This is a genomic window from Enterobacter sp. MGH120, from assembly GCF_001037725.1.
GTDB lineage: Bacteria > Pseudomonadota > Gammaproteobacteria > Enterobacterales > Enterobacteriaceae > Enterobacter > Enterobacter hormaechei_C.
This window is the reverse complement of sequence record NZ_KQ089940.1, coordinates 2,539,596-2,553,967: the sequence shown is the minus strand read 5'-3', so window position 1 is coordinate 2,553,967 and position 14,372 is coordinate 2,539,596. Positions and strand designations below refer to the sequence as shown.

The 14,372-nt window shown below is 52.7% G+C and carries 15 protein-coding genes; 10 read left to right on the top strand and 5 right to left on the bottom strand.

Annotated elements, in window-relative coordinates; genetic code table 11:
* Position 1 precedes the first annotated feature (1 nt).
* On the top strand, positions 2-808 hold the full coding sequence (gene sapF, locus SK54_RS11990) for a putrescine export ABC transporter ATP-binding protein SapF (protein ID WP_003856838.1): 807 nt from the start codon (positions 2-4) through the stop codon (positions 806-808).
* Here sapF and SK54_RS11985 read toward each other — a convergent pair.
* Positions 805-1,395, bottom strand: coding sequence for a TetR/AcrR family transcriptional regulator (locus SK54_RS11985; RefSeq protein WP_015570397.1), 591 nt, complete (start codon positions 1,393-1,395; stop codon positions 805-807). The genes sapF and SK54_RS11985 overlap by 4 nt on opposite strands.
* A 132-nt stretch (positions 1,396-1,527) precedes the next feature.
* On the opposite strand from SK54_RS11985, the gene SK54_RS11980 reads away from it, so the two are divergent.
* Both SK54_RS11980 and SK54_RS11975 read left to right on the top strand, forming a co-directional pair.
* Positions 1,528-1,929: a RidA family protein gene (locus tag SK54_RS11980; RefSeq protein WP_023303828.1), complete on the top strand. Its 402-nt coding sequence runs from the start codon at positions 1,528-1,530 to the stop codon at positions 1,927-1,929.
* A 47-nt stretch (positions 1,930-1,976) separates the two neighbouring features.
* Complete coding sequence (locus tag SK54_RS11975) at positions 1,977-2,798, top strand: helix-turn-helix transcriptional regulator (RefSeq protein ID WP_048247250.1); 822 nt, start codon at positions 1,977-1,979, stop codon at positions 2,796-2,798.
* Between the two features lie 2 nt (positions 2,799-2,800).
* On the opposite strand, the gene SK54_RS11970 is transcribed toward SK54_RS11975, so the two are convergent.
* The gene (locus SK54_RS11970) at positions 2,801-4,147 is read right to left on the bottom strand and encodes a sensor domain-containing diguanylate cyclase (protein ID WP_048247247.1); all 1,347 of its coding nucleotides are present in this window, start codon (positions 4,145-4,147) and stop codon (positions 2,801-2,803) included.
* A gap of 393 nt (positions 4,148-4,540) precedes the next feature.
* Between SK54_RS11970 and fabI the strand changes: the two genes are divergently transcribed.
* The 4 genes from fabI to pdeR all read left to right on the top strand — a co-directional run bounded on the left by fabI (position 4,541) and on the right by pdeR (position 10,687).
* Entirely contained in the window at positions 4,541-5,329 is a 789-nt protein-coding gene (fabI, locus tag SK54_RS11965) for an enoyl-ACP reductase FabI (protein WP_047735488.1), read from the top strand.
* A gap of 152 nt (positions 5,330-5,481) precedes the next feature.
* Positions 5,482-6,468 (top strand): CMD domain-containing protein, encoded by a 987-nt coding sequence (locus tag SK54_RS11960; protein WP_048247245.1) that lies wholly within the window; start codon positions 5,482-5,484, stop codon positions 6,466-6,468.
* Positions 6,469-6,556: 88 nt separating this feature from the next.
* Complete coding sequence (locus SK54_RS11955; RefSeq protein WP_047365568.1) at positions 6,557-8,491, top strand: exoribonuclease II; 1,935 nt, start codon at positions 6,557-6,559, stop codon at positions 8,489-8,491.
* Between the two features lie 204 nt (positions 8,492-8,695).
* A complete protein-coding gene (gene pdeR / locus SK54_RS11950; RefSeq protein WP_048247950.1) occupies positions 8,696-10,687 on the top strand; it encodes a cyclic di-GMP phosphodiesterase in 1,992 nt (663 codons plus the stop codon).
* Here pdeR and SK54_RS11945 read toward each other — a convergent pair.
* Entirely contained in the window at positions 10,684-11,553 is an 870-nt protein-coding gene (locus tag SK54_RS11945; protein WP_017384209.1) for a crotonase/enoyl-CoA hydratase family protein, read from the bottom strand. The genes pdeR and SK54_RS11945 overlap by 4 nt on opposite strands.
* A gap of 190 nt (positions 11,554-11,743) precedes the next feature.
* Between SK54_RS11945 and SK54_RS11940 the strand changes: the two genes are divergently transcribed.
* The 3 genes from SK54_RS11940 to osmB all read left to right on the top strand — a co-directional run bounded on the left by SK54_RS11940 (position 11,744) and on the right by osmB (position 13,197).
* Positions 11,744-11,926, top strand: a complete 183-nt coding sequence (locus SK54_RS11940; RefSeq protein ID WP_003856825.1) for a YciZ family protein — start codon at positions 11,744-11,746, stop codon at positions 11,924-11,926.
* A gap of 37 nt (positions 11,927-11,963) precedes the next feature.
* Positions 11,964-12,716, top strand: coding sequence for a DNA-binding transcriptional regulator YciT (locus SK54_RS11935; RefSeq protein WP_048247243.1), 753 nt, complete (start codon positions 11,964-11,966; stop codon positions 12,714-12,716).
* 262 nt (positions 12,717-12,978) lie between these two features.
* The gene (gene osmB, locus SK54_RS11930; RefSeq protein WP_017384212.1) at positions 12,979-13,197 is read left to right on the top strand and encodes an osmotically-inducible lipoprotein OsmB; all 219 of its coding nucleotides are present in this window, start codon (positions 12,979-12,981) and stop codon (positions 13,195-13,197) included.
* A 104-nt stretch (positions 13,198-13,301) separates the two neighbouring features.
* On the opposite strand, the gene yciH is transcribed toward osmB, so the two are convergent.
* Both yciH and pyrF read right to left on the bottom strand, forming a co-directional pair.
* Positions 13,302-13,628 carry a stress response translation initiation inhibitor YciH gene (yciH, locus tag SK54_RS11925; RefSeq protein ID WP_003856822.1) on the bottom strand — a complete coding sequence of 109 codons (327 nt, stop codon included), beginning with the start codon at positions 13,626-13,628 and terminating at the stop codon, positions 13,302-13,304.
* Positions 13,628-14,365, bottom strand: coding sequence for an orotidine-5'-phosphate decarboxylase (gene pyrF / locus SK54_RS11920; RefSeq protein WP_048247241.1), 738 nt, complete (start codon positions 14,363-14,365; stop codon positions 13,628-13,630). The genes yciH and pyrF overlap by 1 nt, the downstream gene beginning before the upstream one ends.
* Between the last annotated feature and the right edge of the window lie 7 nt (positions 14,366-14,372).

The following is a 14,372-nucleotide window of genomic DNA, read 5'->3' as shown; positions in this document are numbered from 1 at the left end:
AATGGTCGAAACCTTACTGGAAGTACGTAACCTGAGTAAGACCTTTCGCTATCGCACCGGCCTGTTTCACCGTCAGACCGTCGAGGCTGTTAAACCGCTGAGCTTTACGCTGCGCGAAAAGCAGACGCTGGCGATTATCGGTGAAAACGGCTCGGGCAAATCGACCCTGGCAAAAATGCTCGCGGGTATGGTCGAGCCGAGCGGCGGTGAAATACTGATTGACGATCATCCTCTGGAATTTGGGGACTACTCTTTTCGCAGTCAGCGCATCCGGATGATTTTTCAGGATCCGTCGACGTCCCTGAACCCGCGTCAGCGTATTTCCCAGATCCTGGATTTCCCGCTGCGGTTGAATACCGACCTGGAGCCGGAAGCGCGTCGCAAACGGATTGTCGAAACCCTGCGTCTGGTAGGCCTCCTGCCCGACCATGTCAGCTATTACCCGCACATGCTGGCCCCGGGCCAAAAACAGCGTCTCGGTCTGGCCCGCGCGCTGATCCTGCGCCCGAAGGTCATCATCGCCGACGAAGCGCTGGCGTCGCTGGATATGTCGATGCGTTCGCAGCTCATTAACCTGATGCTGGAGTTACAGGAAAAGCAGGGGATCTCGTATATTTACGTGACTCAGCATCTGGGCATGATGAAGCACATAAGCGACCAGGTGCTGGTGATGCACCAGGGAGAAGTTGTCGAGCGCGGCAGTACCGCTGACGTACTGGCCTCCCCGCTCCATGACCTGACGAAACGCCTGATTGCCGGACACTTTGGTGAAGCGTTGACGGCGGACGCGTGGCGTAAAGATCGTTAGCCGCTGCGTAACCCGCTTGCCAGCAGAGTAAACACCTCTATGGCATGCGGGAGAGTCTTCTGCGGTTCATCACTCGCGGCAATCAGCAGAGCCGCATTCAGAGCAGCGCCATTCAGCAGATGGGCTGCGACTCTGGCATCCATCTTTTTGATTACGTTGCACTCCATCATTTTTTCGATGGTCTGACGGGTCGACTCAAGGCAGCTGTTCTGGCTGGGCCATTGCGCCGGGTCGCCCAGAACAGCCGGACCGTCAAGAAGGACGATACGCTGAACTTCAGGAACGAGCGCCATTTTGATATAGGCGATGCCCTCCGCCAGCAGTCGCTCCCAGTCATCTTCGGCGGCGGCGGCAATCGCTTTTGCGTTTGCTGCCATTTCGCTGTCTATCTGCGCGACCACCGCCGCCAGTAATCCCTTCTTATCGTTGAAATTATGATATAGCGCGCCGCGTGTTAACCCCACGCTTGCCGTGAGTTCATCCATTGACGCTGCGGCATAGCCTTTTTCAGCAAACGCCTTCCGCGCCGCCTGAATCATTTTCTCGCGATTTTCCTGGGCCGTTTCAGCGCGACGTTTTGTAGCCATGGGACTTCCTTAATTAAGCGATAACTATAATTTGACATACGCGACGTATGTGAATTACATTTTTCACATACATCGCGTATGTTACTTCTACCGCGTAAGCACAACAATACCTCTGACAGAAAAGGAAAAGCCATGCCTTCACGTGATCCCGTCTTCCCGGCTAACCGACATGCCCTCTATGAAGAGCATGGCTATTCAGCTGCAATCCGCTCTGGCGATCTGTTATTTGTTTCCGGTCAGGTTGGCAGCCGCAGCGATGGCACACCTGAACCCGACTTTCCCGCTCAGGTGCAGCTGGCGTTCGATAATTTACGGGCGATCCTGGCAGCCGCGGGATGTACTTTTGACGATCTGATTGATGTCACGACGTTTCATACCGATCCTGAAAACCAGTTTCCCGTCATCATGGAGGCGAAAAAACTGGCATTTCCGCACGCTCCTTACCCAAACTGGACAGCAATAGGCGTTAACTGGCTTGCGGGTTTTGATTTCGAAATTAAGGTTATCGCCAGGATCCCTACGCCCGCGAATTAACATCTGGCAGCAAACTGATTTACCGTTAAACTATCACTGACGCACAAATGAAAGACAGCATCAGTAACTATATTCTCTCCTGGGTAGAAGAAAATAACTTTACTATTTTACACATTGATGATTTGGTTGCAGATATTGGATACAGCAGAAGAACCATCGAAACATGGTTTAAAGAGAAGTATCGGCTCTCTCTAGGTGAGTATATTCTCCGACGGAGGTTAAGCCGTGCCGCCATTATGCTGAGAATGACGTCGATTCCGGTGACGGATATTGCGTATTTATTCCATTACCAGAGCAGCCAGGGATTCTCCAGAGCCTTTAAAAAAATGATGGGGCTGACACCCTCTGAGTACAGATGTGCCAGAGGGTGGAATTTTGACATCTTACAGCCCTCTTTTTTATTAAGCGAACTGGAAACGCCTGAGCTCGAGGTCTGCTTTCTAGATGAAACGTTTGTCTATACGCATGAAATTATCGAGCACGATCATCTTTTTGATACCTCGGTGCATGATATTACTAAAAAAATCAAAAAGCTCCTGACAGAAAACCGCCATGATATCGATAAAATTATTCTGATGCCCCGCCGCCCCGAGTTAGGCAAAAGCCGATCGTATCTGGTCGAGGTATTAATATCGTACGCTTTACAAAGCGACACGGTGACAAATAAAAAATCCCGCGTTGTGCGTGGGAGATACGCAAGAATGCCCTTTAGCGGTAGCTGGGAAAGCTACAGCGCGTTTAACAAGATTGGCTTCGTTAAGGCGATGGTAAATAAACGCCGAACGTTGCGCGACGGTATTTACCTGATGAAAATTAATGCGTACAGCGATGAGCGTGTCGATTTTGATGTTTTCATCCCCATCCTGTAACCTCAGCTGCATTCCGCCTGTCTGGTAACGATTCTGTTTTTACCGTTGTGCTTAGCCTCATACAAAGCCTCGTCCACGTCACGCATAATATCATTGCTGTTGACGTTATTCTGAATGGCTGAGCACACGCCGATACTTAATGTGACCTTTACAGGGAGAGCATAATGGTAGCCCGGCCCGGTGCGCTGTTGAACGTTCTGGCGAATACGTTCCGCGACGGCAATAGCCTGCCTACTGTCCGTATCCGGCAGCAGAAGACCAAATTCCTCGCCTCCCAGTCGGGCAAAGATGTCGTTATCGCGAATGCTGTCTTTGATAATATCCACGACCGCCAGAATCACGCGATCCCCCACAAGATGGCCCCAGTTATCGTTAATCGACTTAAAGTTGTCGATGTCCAGCATCATGATGCTGGCCCCCTTTTCTGTCCTGAGCGAGCGGATCCGCGGAAGTGCCTCGTAAAAATATTTACGGTTGTAGATCTGAGTAAGCGGATCGCGATCAACCCGATCGCCGAAAATTTTCAACAGGTTAAAGACATGGAACATTAAGGTACAAATCACAAATAATTTACTGAGGACCTCTACTGCCCGGCTGATATACCAGAGCGACAGATTGTAGGTATCAAGCAGTAAGAGGAAAAAATTGTAAACGATGGCGGAAAGGCAGACCACAATAATACTGTTCCAGATCCCGGACGCCAGGCGTGTCACTGAAATCATATAACAAAGTAAAGCCGACCAGAGCAGGATCAGAACGTTTACGTACCTGATATCCCAGACAGGATGATGATGTTCATCTTCGTATGCTGCAATCGTTAATGTCCAGGCCGGATGGTAGCTGCTGAGATAATGGGCCAGCATCGGAAACATAACCAGTGACATCATTAATGCTAACGTCATGCTGATCTTATTTCGGAATCTGAGCGTAGATCGTATCGTGATTTTCTCCACACGGACCGCCAGCGCCAGTAATACGATAAAGCTCAGCTGCCGGAAAAAATAGAATACCGCCGTATCGTTGGTTTTTGCCGCCTGGGTAAAACCAGCATGCTCCGGAAGCTGAATAACAATGATCGTCTCAATAAAATAAACCAGCCCACTAAGAAATGCCAGGCTCAGAATGAATAATGAAAAACGCGTTCGGTCGGAGGCATACAGCATCTGGATAAAAATAAAGATAATGGTATCCAGAAAGAACAGCGCAATCATGACGATCAAATAGGTGGTCATAGGCACCCTGAAACCAGGATTATCATTCACGCAAAAGGAATTCACCGCGATCATAAGCGCAAAAAGCACCGTACCTGACAGCATGATCAGTTTTTCGGCCAACGTAATATTTTTCATCTTCCTACTTACCGCACACAGATAAAGACGCAAAATGGCATAGCCGTTATCAACCCTCGCGCAATTTTAAAGCGTTTAAAGGGCTAAACGGATCATTTTGCGCAAAAGGCGCTGGACACATCAGCATGAGGGCGGCGTCACGGTGCCCGCTGGTTGGATGAGGCGAACCCCGCGTGCGGTGATATACTGCTGAAATACACACGAAACAGCCTGATGAAGAGCCAGTTCAACCTCTTCCGTGAGCCCATTCACGGCGCAGGAGCGAGAAATATCGTGACACATGGGGCTGTGAGTGGGCTATAATTTCGAGCTAATTTCGAATGATTTTGAAATACTGCCTGTAACGCTATGAATTACAAGGCAAAATAAGCAATGAATATAAGGATTAAAGCTATGGGTTTTCTTTCCGGTAAGCGCATTCTGGTGACTGGCGTTGCCAGCAAACTGTCCATCGCATACGGCATCGCACAGGCAATGCATCGCGAAGGCGCTGAGCTGGCGTTCACCTACCAGAACGACAAGCTGAAAGGCCGTGTTGAAGAATTTGCCGCGCAGCTGGGTTCCAGCATTATTCTGGAATGTGACGTTGCACAAGACGAAAGCATTGATGGCATGTTTGCTGAACTGGCAAAAGCATGGCCGAAATTCGACGGTTTTGTTCACTCCATCGGCTTCGCTCCTGGCGACCAGCTGGACGGCGACTACGTGAACGCGGTTACCCGTGATGGCTTCAAAATCGCCCACGACATCAGCTCCTACAGCTTCGTTGCAATGGCAAAATCCTGCCGCGCGATGCTGAACCCGGGCGCAGCCCTGCTGACTCTGTCCTACCTCGGCGCAGAACGTGCTATCCCTAACTACAACGTTATGGGTCTGGCGAAAGCGTCTCTGGAAGCCAACGTGCGCTACATGGCGAACGCGATGGGTCCTGAAGGCGTGCGTGTTAACGCTATTTCTGCGGGTCCAATCCGTACCCTGGCCGCTTCCGGTATCAAAGATTTCCGTAAAATGCTGGCACACTGCGAAGCGGTTACCCCGATTCGTCGTACCGTTACCATCGAAGATGTGGGTAACTCTGCGGCATTCCTGTGCTCTGACCTTTCCGCGGGCATCTCCGGCGAAGTGGTTCACGTTGACGGCGGCTTCAACATCGCTGCAATGAACGAGCTGGAAATCAAATAAGCTTGTCACTCTCTTCCCGCCAGGGAAGAGAGTTTCCTCCCGCCCCGCCCCTCGTTATTCCGTTCAGCTATTTGTTATCACCTAACAATATTTTTCCCCTCATCCGCCTTACGCCAGGATATTGATCGCCATTTTGAGATCAAGGAACGCCCATGGAACAACGCCGTTTTTCCGGCAAAGGCCACTGGTATCATGAAACCCAGTCGAATCATTCGCAGACGGACGTTCTGCCGCTGGTGCCCGAAGCCGCTAACGTCAACGACCGTTTTTTGCTCGATCTAGCCCTGCCCGATGACATTCTCGCAAGCTGTGCTTGTTGGCTTACGCCTGCCCGAACCCTCTGTCATCTTTTGTTCCCGCTTGATACTCCCGTGAACCGTCTGCATACGCTCAGCGCCTACGACAGGCTGAGCACGGCATTAACGGTTGCCCAGGCGTGTGGCGTTCAGCGGCTCTGTAACCACTACGCTGCTCTGCTCGCCCCTCTTCCGGGGCCGGACTCCTCCCGGGAAAGCAATCGACGCCTTGCAGAAATTACCCAGTATGCCCGCCAGTTAGCCAGCTCACCCGATGTCATCGATGATAAAGCCCAAAACCAGCTTGATGAGGTTGGACTCACAACGTATGACATTGTGCTTATCAACCAGATCATCGGCTTTGTCGGTTTTCAGGCGCGAGTGGTCGCGGTATTTCAGGCATTGCTTGGCCATCCGGTACGCTGGCTGCCCGGGCATCACATTCAGCCCCATACGCTGCCGGTCAGCTTCAGCAGATGGACCGCCACGCTACCCGCGGTTGAGCTAAAATATGCCAGTGCGCTTCAGCTTGAGGCGCTCTCACGCTGGCAGGCGGAACCGGCACTCGAAGCGCTTACTCCTGTGCTGTGTCATGAGCCGATGCTGCTTGATCTGACGGGCGAAATTCTGCTTAACCATCCGCGAAGTGAAGGTCCCGCCTCTTCGATGCTCTCAGCCGCTCGTGCGCTGCTTGTCGCCTCTCCGGATCGCTTTAGCGCCGCCCAGTTAACGCCCCTGACCGGGTCAGGTCTCTCGCCAGAGAAGGCCATCAACCTGCTTACGCGAGATGCATTTTATGGCTGGCTGGACCGTCTGCGCGTGGCGCTCGGTAAAGAGGAATAACCATACTCTTTACCTAAAGAGCGCTTGCTGTAGCAGTGAGATTCGCGTAAAACTGTCAGCCGCTCAATGGCTACGAAAATAGAACATTATGTTTCAGGACAACCCGCTGCTAGCGCAGCTTAAACAGCAACTGCATTCCCAGACGCCGCGTGCAGAAGGGGTCGTAAAAGCCACGGAAAAGGGCTTTGGCTTTCTTGAAGTTGACGGGCAGAAGAGCTACTTCATTCCGCCTCCTCAGATGAAGAAAGTGATGCATGGCGACCGCATTTCGGCCGTTATTCATACCGAAAAGGAACGAGAGTCTGCCGAGCCGGAAGCACTGATCGAACCTTTCCTGACCCGCTTTGTCGGGAAAGTGCATAAAAAAGACGATCGTCTTTCTGTCGTGCCGGACCATCCTCTCCTGAAAGATGCTATTCCGTGCCGCGCCGCGCGTGGCGTTGAGCATGATTTTGTTGAGGGTGACTGGGCGGTTGCTGAGATGCGCCGTCATCCTTTAAAAGGCGATCGCGGTTTTTACGCCGAGCTTACCCAATACATTACCTTCGGCGACGACCATTTCGTCCCATGGTGGGTGACGCTGGCGCGCCACAACCTCGAAAAAGAAGCGCCTGAGGGCGTGGCGACTGAAATGCAGGACGAAGGTCTGGAACGTCGCGATCTGACGGCGCTGGACTTTGTCACCATTGACAGCGCCAGCACCGAGGATATGGACGATGCGTTGTATGCCGAAGATACAGCCGATGGCAAACTGCATCTGACCGTCGCCATTGCCGACCCTACCGCATGGATTGTCGAAGGCAGCAAGCTGGACGAGATGGCCAAAGTGCGCTCGTTCACCAACTACCTGCCGGGCTTTAACATTCCGATGCTGCCGCGTGAACTCTCCGACGATCTTTGCTCGCTGCGTGCGCATGAAGTGCGTCCGGTGCTGGCCTGTCGGATGACCATTGCGGCTGATGGTACCATTGAAGAAGATATTGAATTCTTCGCCGCCACCATCGAATCCAAAGCCAAGCTGGCCTATGACGACGTGTCCGACTGGCTGGAGAACACGGGTAGCTGGAAACCTGAGTCCGACAACATTGCCGCACAAATTCGTCTGCTGCACCGCGTCTGCCTGAGCCGCAGCGAATGGCGTCAAACTCACGCGCTGGTCTTCAAAGATCGTCCGGACTACCGTTTTGTGCTGGGTGAAAAAGGTGAAGTGCTGAATATCGTCGCTGAGCCGCGCCGTATTGCCAACCGCATCGTTGAAGAAGCGATGATATCCGCCAACATTTGTGCCGCCCGCGTGCTGCGCGACAAATTAGGCTTTGGCATTTACAACGTGCACACCGGGTTTGATCCGGCGAACACCGAAGCGCTGGCTGCCCTGCTGAAAACCCATGACGTACACGTCGATCCTGAGGAAGTGCTGACCCTGCAAGGTTTCTGCAAACTGCGCCGCGAGCTGGACGCGCAGCCTTCAGGGTTCCTTGACAGCCGTATTCGCCGCTTCCAGTCCTTTGCGGAAATCAGCACCGAGCCAGGCCCGCACTTCGGCCTTGGCCTTGAGGCTTACGCGACCTGGACCTCCCCGATCCGTAAGTACGGCGACATGGTTAACCATCGTCTGCTGAAAGCGATCATCAAAGGGGAATCAGTTGCCCGCCCACAGGATGATACGACATTGCAGATGGCAGAACGTCGCCGTCTCAACCGTATGGCGGAGCGTGATGTCGGCGACTGGTTGTACGCGCGCTTCCTGAATGATAAGGCAGGGACTGACACCCGTTTCCCGGCTGAAATCATTGACATCAGCCGCGGCGGTATGCGCGTTCGTCTGGTGGATAATGGCGCCGTTGCCTTTATTCCTGCCCCGTTCCTGCATGCCGTTCGCGACGAACTGGTTTGTAGCCAGGAAAACGGGACCGTGCAAATTAAAGGCGAAACGGTTTACAAGGTCACTGACGTGATTGATGTCACCATCGCTGAAGTGCGCATGGAAACCCGCAGTATTATCGCGCGCCCTGCCGCCTGATAACCGCGTAAACTTCCGGCCGTTCCGTTAAGGGGTGGCCGGGAGTTCTCACCTGAATTATCTCCCGCAAAATCATCGTTTTTTCTCACACTTTTCTGTTTCCCATCGCCACATTTCGCCAGAATTATCTACAGTAAAAGAGAGCCGTCATTGTCGACTGCAAATGAATAATTTGTGCGCTACTCAGCAGCCGCGGGAGAAAACGTGATGGACGATCTGGAGCAGAATTTGCTGTTTCGTTACATGGGTACGCATAGCCCCTGGTGGCGACTGACAGCAGACAGCAATGCTCTGCATCTTGCTGCCAGTGAAAGCGCTGACATCATTCAGGTGGTTGCGCTGGATGATGAGCAGGCCGCGCTGATCCGCCAGCTCACCGTGATAACCTCCAGCATTGCCATGACCCTGCCCTTGTACGGTGTGGACGTTCCCGTTCATCTTGTCGGCCGTAAAATTAACAAAAATGAGTGGGCAGGAACGGCATCAGCCTGGAACGATACTCCTTCCGTGGCGCGGGACCTGGCGCAGGGGCTCTCCTTCGCCGAACAGGTAGTGTCCGAAGCTAACTCCGTGATTGTGATCCTCGACCAGAACGGGAATATTCAGCGCTTCAACCGTTTAAGTGAAGAATATACGGGCCTGAAGGAACAGGAAGTTATCGGGCAAAACGTGTTCAAACTGTTTATGAGTCGTAGCGAAGCCGCGGCCTCCAAACGCAACATCACCGGTTTTTTTCGTAACGGCAGCTCGTACGAAGTTGAACGCTGGATCAAGACCCGCAAAGGGCAGCGCCTGTTTCTCTTCAGAAATAAATTTGTTCACAGCGGCAGCGGGAAAAATGAAATCTTCCTCATCTGTTCAGGTACCGATATAACCGAAGAGCGTCGGGCCCAGGAGCGCCTGCGCGTACTCGCCAATACGGATACGATTACCGGTTTGCCTAACCGAAACGCCATCCATGAGCTGATCTCTGATGCCATCACCGCTCGGGGTGACACCCAGGTAGGCGTGGTTTATCTCGATCTGGATAACTTTAAAAAAGTGAATGATGCCTATGGGCATATGTTTGGCGACCAGCTGCTACAGGCCGTTGCGCTGGCGATCCTGAGCTGCCTGGACGAAGGACAAATCCTGGCGCGCCTGGGTGGGGATGAGTTTATCGTGCTGGCCACCGATACCTCGCAGGGCGCGCTGGAAGCCATGGCATCGCGCATACTGACCCGACTTCGTCAGCCTTTCCGCATCGGGCTGATAGAGGTTTACACCGGCTGCTCGCTGGGCATCGCGCTTGCGCCCCAGCACGGTAACGATCGCGAAAGCGTCATTCGTAATGCCGACACCGCCATGTACACCGCCAAAGAAAATGGCCGGGGCAAATTCTGCGTCTTCTCGCCAGAGATGAACCAGCGCGTATTTGAATACCTGTGGCTGGATACCAACCTGCGTAAAGCGCTGGATAACGATCAGCTGTTAATCCACTACCAACCCAAAATAACCTGGCGCGGCGAAGTCAGAAGTCTGGAGGCGCTGGTGCGCTGGCAGTCGCCAGAGCGTGGCCTGATCCCGCCGATGGAATTTATCTCCTATGCTGAGGAGTCAGGGCTGATTGTGCCCCTGGGCCGCTGGGTTATGCTTGATGTGGTGCGCCAGGTGGCGAAATGGCGCGACAAGGGGATCAACCTTCGCGTCGCGGTCAACGTCTCCGCCCGTCAGCTGGCGGACCAGACCATCTTCAGCGACCTGAAGCAGGCGCTGAAAGACCTGAGTTTTGAATACTGCCCGATTGACGTGGAATTGACCGAAAGCTGTCTCATTGAAAATGAAGAGTTGGCCCTGTCAGTGATCCAGCAGTTTAGCCGCCTGGGAGCGCAAATTCACCTGGATGACTTTGGTACGGGGTACTCTTCCCTGTCGCAGCTGGCGCGCTTCCCTATCGATGCCATTAAGCTTGACCAGGCTTTCGTGCGGGACATCCATAAGCAGTCCATTTCACAGTCGCTGGTGCGTGCGATAGTCGCCGTGGCGCAGGCGTTAAATTTGCAGGTCATTGCTGAAGGGGTGGAAAGTGCAAAAGAAGACGCCTTTCTGACGAAGAATGGCGTCAACGAACGGCAGGGTTATCTTTTTGCTAAGCCCATGCCCGCTGCCGCATTCGAGCGATGGCTAAAGCGCTATCAGGCCAGAAATGTCCGTTAGCTGGCTTTGCGTAAGCCCGTCGCCTGATGGCGATTTTGCAGCATAACCAGCCGCTCCATGTAGGCGATATCCTTCGGTTCAAGGCAGAAGGCGGCATCAACCCAATCCTCAGTAATGTCCATCAGCTCGCTTCGCGGAAGTGGCAGCACGCGCGTACGCGCACGCAGCATGGCCCTTACGCCGTTGAGCTTCGGCTGTAGCGTGTCGATAAACGTCCGCACCGAAACATAGCTCTGTAACGGCTCGAATAAGAGATCCACAAGACCATACTGCTCATACCATTCCGCCGTATGCGTCTCACCTTTGTAGATCAGCGCCTCCGCCATTTTCATGCCGGCGCGACGCGCCACCAGTGAATAGCCGCCCATGCCCGGGAACAGATTGAACGCGATTTCCGGAAAGCCTAATCGGGCATCGCGCTGGGCCAGAATGAAATGATGCGCCAGCGCGGCTTCAAACCCGCCCCCTAACGCGCTTCCTTCCACCATAGCCAGCGTGACAGCACCGGTATCAAACCCTCGCGAGGCGGCATGAACGCAGTCCACACAGGCCCGGGCATAGGCGCGTAACGCTTCGCGTCGGTTGTTTTTGATGCACTCAACGAAGAACTGTAAATCACCGCCGGTATTGTAGATGTCGGGGACCAGCGATCCGGTGACCCAAAAATCAACGACAAATCCGGACTGTCGAACCAGCCAGGAGAGATTCATGATCTCCTCGATCAGCGCATGATTGAAGCAAGGCCGTGGCGTGGCACGTAACATCATCCACACCGTACGCCGTTCGGCCTCATAATAAGCCGCCAGTTGAGTGAATCGTTCAGCATCAGTAAACAATGTGCAGGTTGTCTGGTTGATAACTGTCATAGTCGAATTCCTCTTATAAAAAGCGCGTTGCGCGCAGTTTTAGACTAATCCACCCCTACAACCCGCAGCATACGGGGGCCAAATTTATCACTTTCATTTATGAACTTTGGTTATTGCATTTTTTACCTTCTCTTTTGAATCAATTTTCTGCATCATTGATAATATTAACTTTTCGCTTCAGGGTGAGCTTATGTCTAACATTGATGCAACAGCCGTGGCACAGCGTATTGATACTGTGCTGGATATTCTTGTCGCAGGCGATTATCACTCTGCTATCCGTAACCTTGAAATCCTCAAGTCTGAACTGCTGGCTGAGAACGGCGCTGATAACGCTCCAGAATCCACTCAACCTAAAGCCCCGTGGGAAGTGTAGCCACGTCGTTTCCGCCCTTGCCTTTTAAATGGATGCTATGAATTCCCGACAACAAATCATTTTGCAGATGGTGATCGATCAGGGACGCGTAAGCGTGGTCGATCTCGCTAAAGCCACCGGCGTTTCTGAAGTCACCATTCGTCAGGATCTGAATCTGCTGGAAAAACAGAGCTACCTGCGGCGTGCGCACGGATATGCCGTTCCACTGGACAGCGACGACGTCGAAACCCGCATGATGAACAATTATGCGCTCAAGCGGGAGCTGGCGGAGTTTGCTGCATCCTTAGTGAATAACGGTGAGACCGTCTTTATTGAAAATGGCAGCAGTAATGCCCTTCTGGCGCGCACGCTCGCCGATCAAAAAGACGTTACCATCATCACCGTAAGCAGCTATATCGCCCATCTGTTGAAGGAAACTCAGTGCGAGGTGATACTGCTGGGCGGCATTTACCAGAAGAAAAGCGAAAGCATGGTGGGGCCATTAACGCGTCAATATGTTCAGCAGGTTCACTTCAGTAAGGCATTCATTGGTATTGACGGCTGGCAGCCCGACACCGGCTTTACCGGTCGCGACATGATGCGTACAGACGTGGTTAACGCAGTGCTCGCCAAAGAGTGTGAAGCGATAGTGCTGACCGACAGCTCTAAGTTTGGCGCCGTACACCCTTATACGATGGGTCCGGCTTCACGCTTCAGCCGTGTGATTACGGATGAGCGTTTGCGCGATGAATATCGCCAGCAATTAGAACAAGACGGCCTGACTGTCGATATCGTGAAAAAAACGGCCTGATTATCCTGCTGCGCCCGAATAATGGGCGCACTTAAACCTTTCTCTGAGAGTATTCTGACCCTGCCTTTAAGAGTTTTTACCTGTTGAAACCGTTCTAAACACGTAAAATTAATATTAGCGATATAACAGGAAGTGACTATCACCTGCGTGATGATGAAACACCTGCGCGACCAGCTTTCACGGGAACAGAATTTAAGTATGGATATTGTCTATACTTAAAGTGCATTCCTTTCCGTGAATCGATAATTCAGGAGAAAGTATTATGACCTTTACCAGCAAAAAATTAGCCGCCGCTGTTCTGGCAATCACTGTAGCAATGTCCCTGAGCGCTTGCTCTAACTGGTCTAAACGTGACCGTAACACCGCGATTGGTGCCGGTGCTGGTGCGCTTGGTGGTGCAGTATTAACGGATGGTAGTACGCTGGGTACATTAGGTGGTGCTGCCGTAGGTGGTGTTATCGGTCACCAGGTGGGCAAATAATCACCATAACGGCTCTCACCGGTATAATAATATATTTTGTATTTTCAGGTCTGACTTACGCACGTAAAAAAAAGAGCCACGGCAATGTCCGTGGCTCATTTATTTTAGCCGCCCGCCAGTTTAACTTTCATTCCTTTGGCTTCCAGCAGCGTTTTAATTAAATCCCGTTTATCACCCTGAATCTCAATAATGCCGTCTTTTACTGCCCCACCGCATCCGCACTTCTTTTTAAGTTCAGCGGCGAGCTTTACCAGGTCTGCATCATCCAGATCAATGCCAGTGACAAGGCAAACCCCTTTACCTTTCCTGCCGCTGGTCTGGCGCTGAATTCGCACGATACCATCGCCTTTCGGACGTTCAGCTTTCTCTTTTGGCTCTTCAATGCGCCCGGTATCCGTTGAATAGACCAGACGACTGTTGGCGTCACGCATTATGCCCCCTTTTTCAGTGATGCATTAATCGCTTTCAGGGTCTCTGCCGGATGAGCGGATTGCGTCACCGGGCGACCAATCACCATATAGTCTACACCCGCGCTCAGCGCCTGCTCTGGCGTCATGATGCGTCGCTGATCCCCAGACTCGGTGCCTGCCGGACGGATGCCCGGCGTTACCAGTTTAAAGTCGCGGCCTAGCTCAGATTTGAAGCGAACCGCCTCCTGAGCCGAACAGACCACGCCATCGAGACCACACTGTTGCGTGAGGCGCGCCAGACGCTCCGCGTGTTCGGCAGGTGACAACGTCACACCCAGATCGCGCAGGTCGGATTCATCCATACTGGTCAGCACGGTGACGGCGATCAGAAGCGGAGCGTCATTGCCAAACGGCACCAGCGCTTCGCGCGCAGCCGTCATCATGCGTGCCCCGCCGGATGCATGAACGTTAACCATCCACACGCCCAGTTCAGCCGCCGCAGCTACGGCGTGCGCAGTGGTATTTGGAATATCATGGAATTTCAGGTCGAGGAAAACGTCGAAGCCACGCTGGTGCAGATCGCGGACGATTTGTGGGCCGAACAGCGTAAACATCTCTTTGCCTACTTTCAGACGGCAATCGCGGGGATCAATGCCATCAACAAAGGCCAGTGCGGCGTCACGGTTATTGTAATCCAGAGCAACAACTACGGGAGAATCGGTAACTACGCGGGAAGTGGAGGATGTAACAGACGTCATGACCAGC

Excerpts from the sequence above, each read along its gene's own strand:
- SK54_RS11970 (WP_048247247.1), bottom strand. The coding sequence starts at position 4,147 with ATGAAAAATATTACGTTGGCCGAAAAACTGATCATGCTGTCAGGTACG.
- SK54_RS11985 (WP_015570397.1), bottom strand. The coding sequence starts at position 1,395 with ATGGCTACAAAACGTCGCGCTGAAACGGCCCAGGAAAATCGCGAGAAA.
- osmB (WP_017384212.1), top strand. The coding sequence starts at position 12,979 with ATGACCTTTACCAGCAAAAAATTAGCCGCCGCTGTTCTGGCAATCACT.
- SK54_RS11980 (WP_023303828.1), top strand. The coding sequence starts at position 1,528 with ATGCCTTCACGTGATCCCGTCTTCCCGGCTAACCGACATGCCCTCTAT.
- SK54_RS11935 (WP_048247243.1), top strand. The coding sequence starts at position 11,964 with ATGAATTCCCGACAACAAATCATTTTGCAGATGGTGATCGATCAGGGA.
- SK54_RS11945 (WP_017384209.1), bottom strand. The coding sequence starts at position 11,553 with ATGACAGTTATCAACCAGACAACCTGCACATTGTTTACTGATGCTGAA.
- fabI (WP_047735488.1), top strand. The coding sequence starts at position 4,541 with ATGGGTTTTCTTTCCGGTAAGCGCATTCTGGTGACTGGCGTTGCCAGC.
- yciH (WP_003856822.1), bottom strand. The coding sequence starts at position 13,628 with ATGCGTGACGCCAACAGTCGTCTGGTCTATTCAACGGATACCGGGCGC.
- pyrF (WP_048247241.1), bottom strand. The coding sequence starts at position 14,365 with ATGACGTCTGTTACATCCTCCACTTCCCGCGTAGTTACCGATTCTCCC.
- SK54_RS11940 (WP_003856825.1), top strand. The coding sequence starts at position 11,744 with ATGTCTAACATTGATGCAACAGCCGTGGCACAGCGTATTGATACTGTG.
- sapF (WP_003856838.1), top strand. The coding sequence starts at position 2 with ATGGTCGAAACCTTACTGGAAGTACGTAACCTGAGTAAGACCTTTCGC.
- SK54_RS11955 (WP_047365568.1), top strand. The coding sequence starts at position 6,557 with ATGTTTCAGGACAACCCGCTGCTAGCGCAGCTTAAACAGCAACTGCAT.
- SK54_RS11975 (WP_048247250.1), top strand. The coding sequence starts at position 1,977 with ATGAAAGACAGCATCAGTAACTATATTCTCTCCTGGGTAGAAGAAAAT.
- SK54_RS11960 (WP_048247245.1), top strand. The coding sequence starts at position 5,482 with ATGGAACAACGCCGTTTTTCCGGCAAAGGCCACTGGTATCATGAAACC.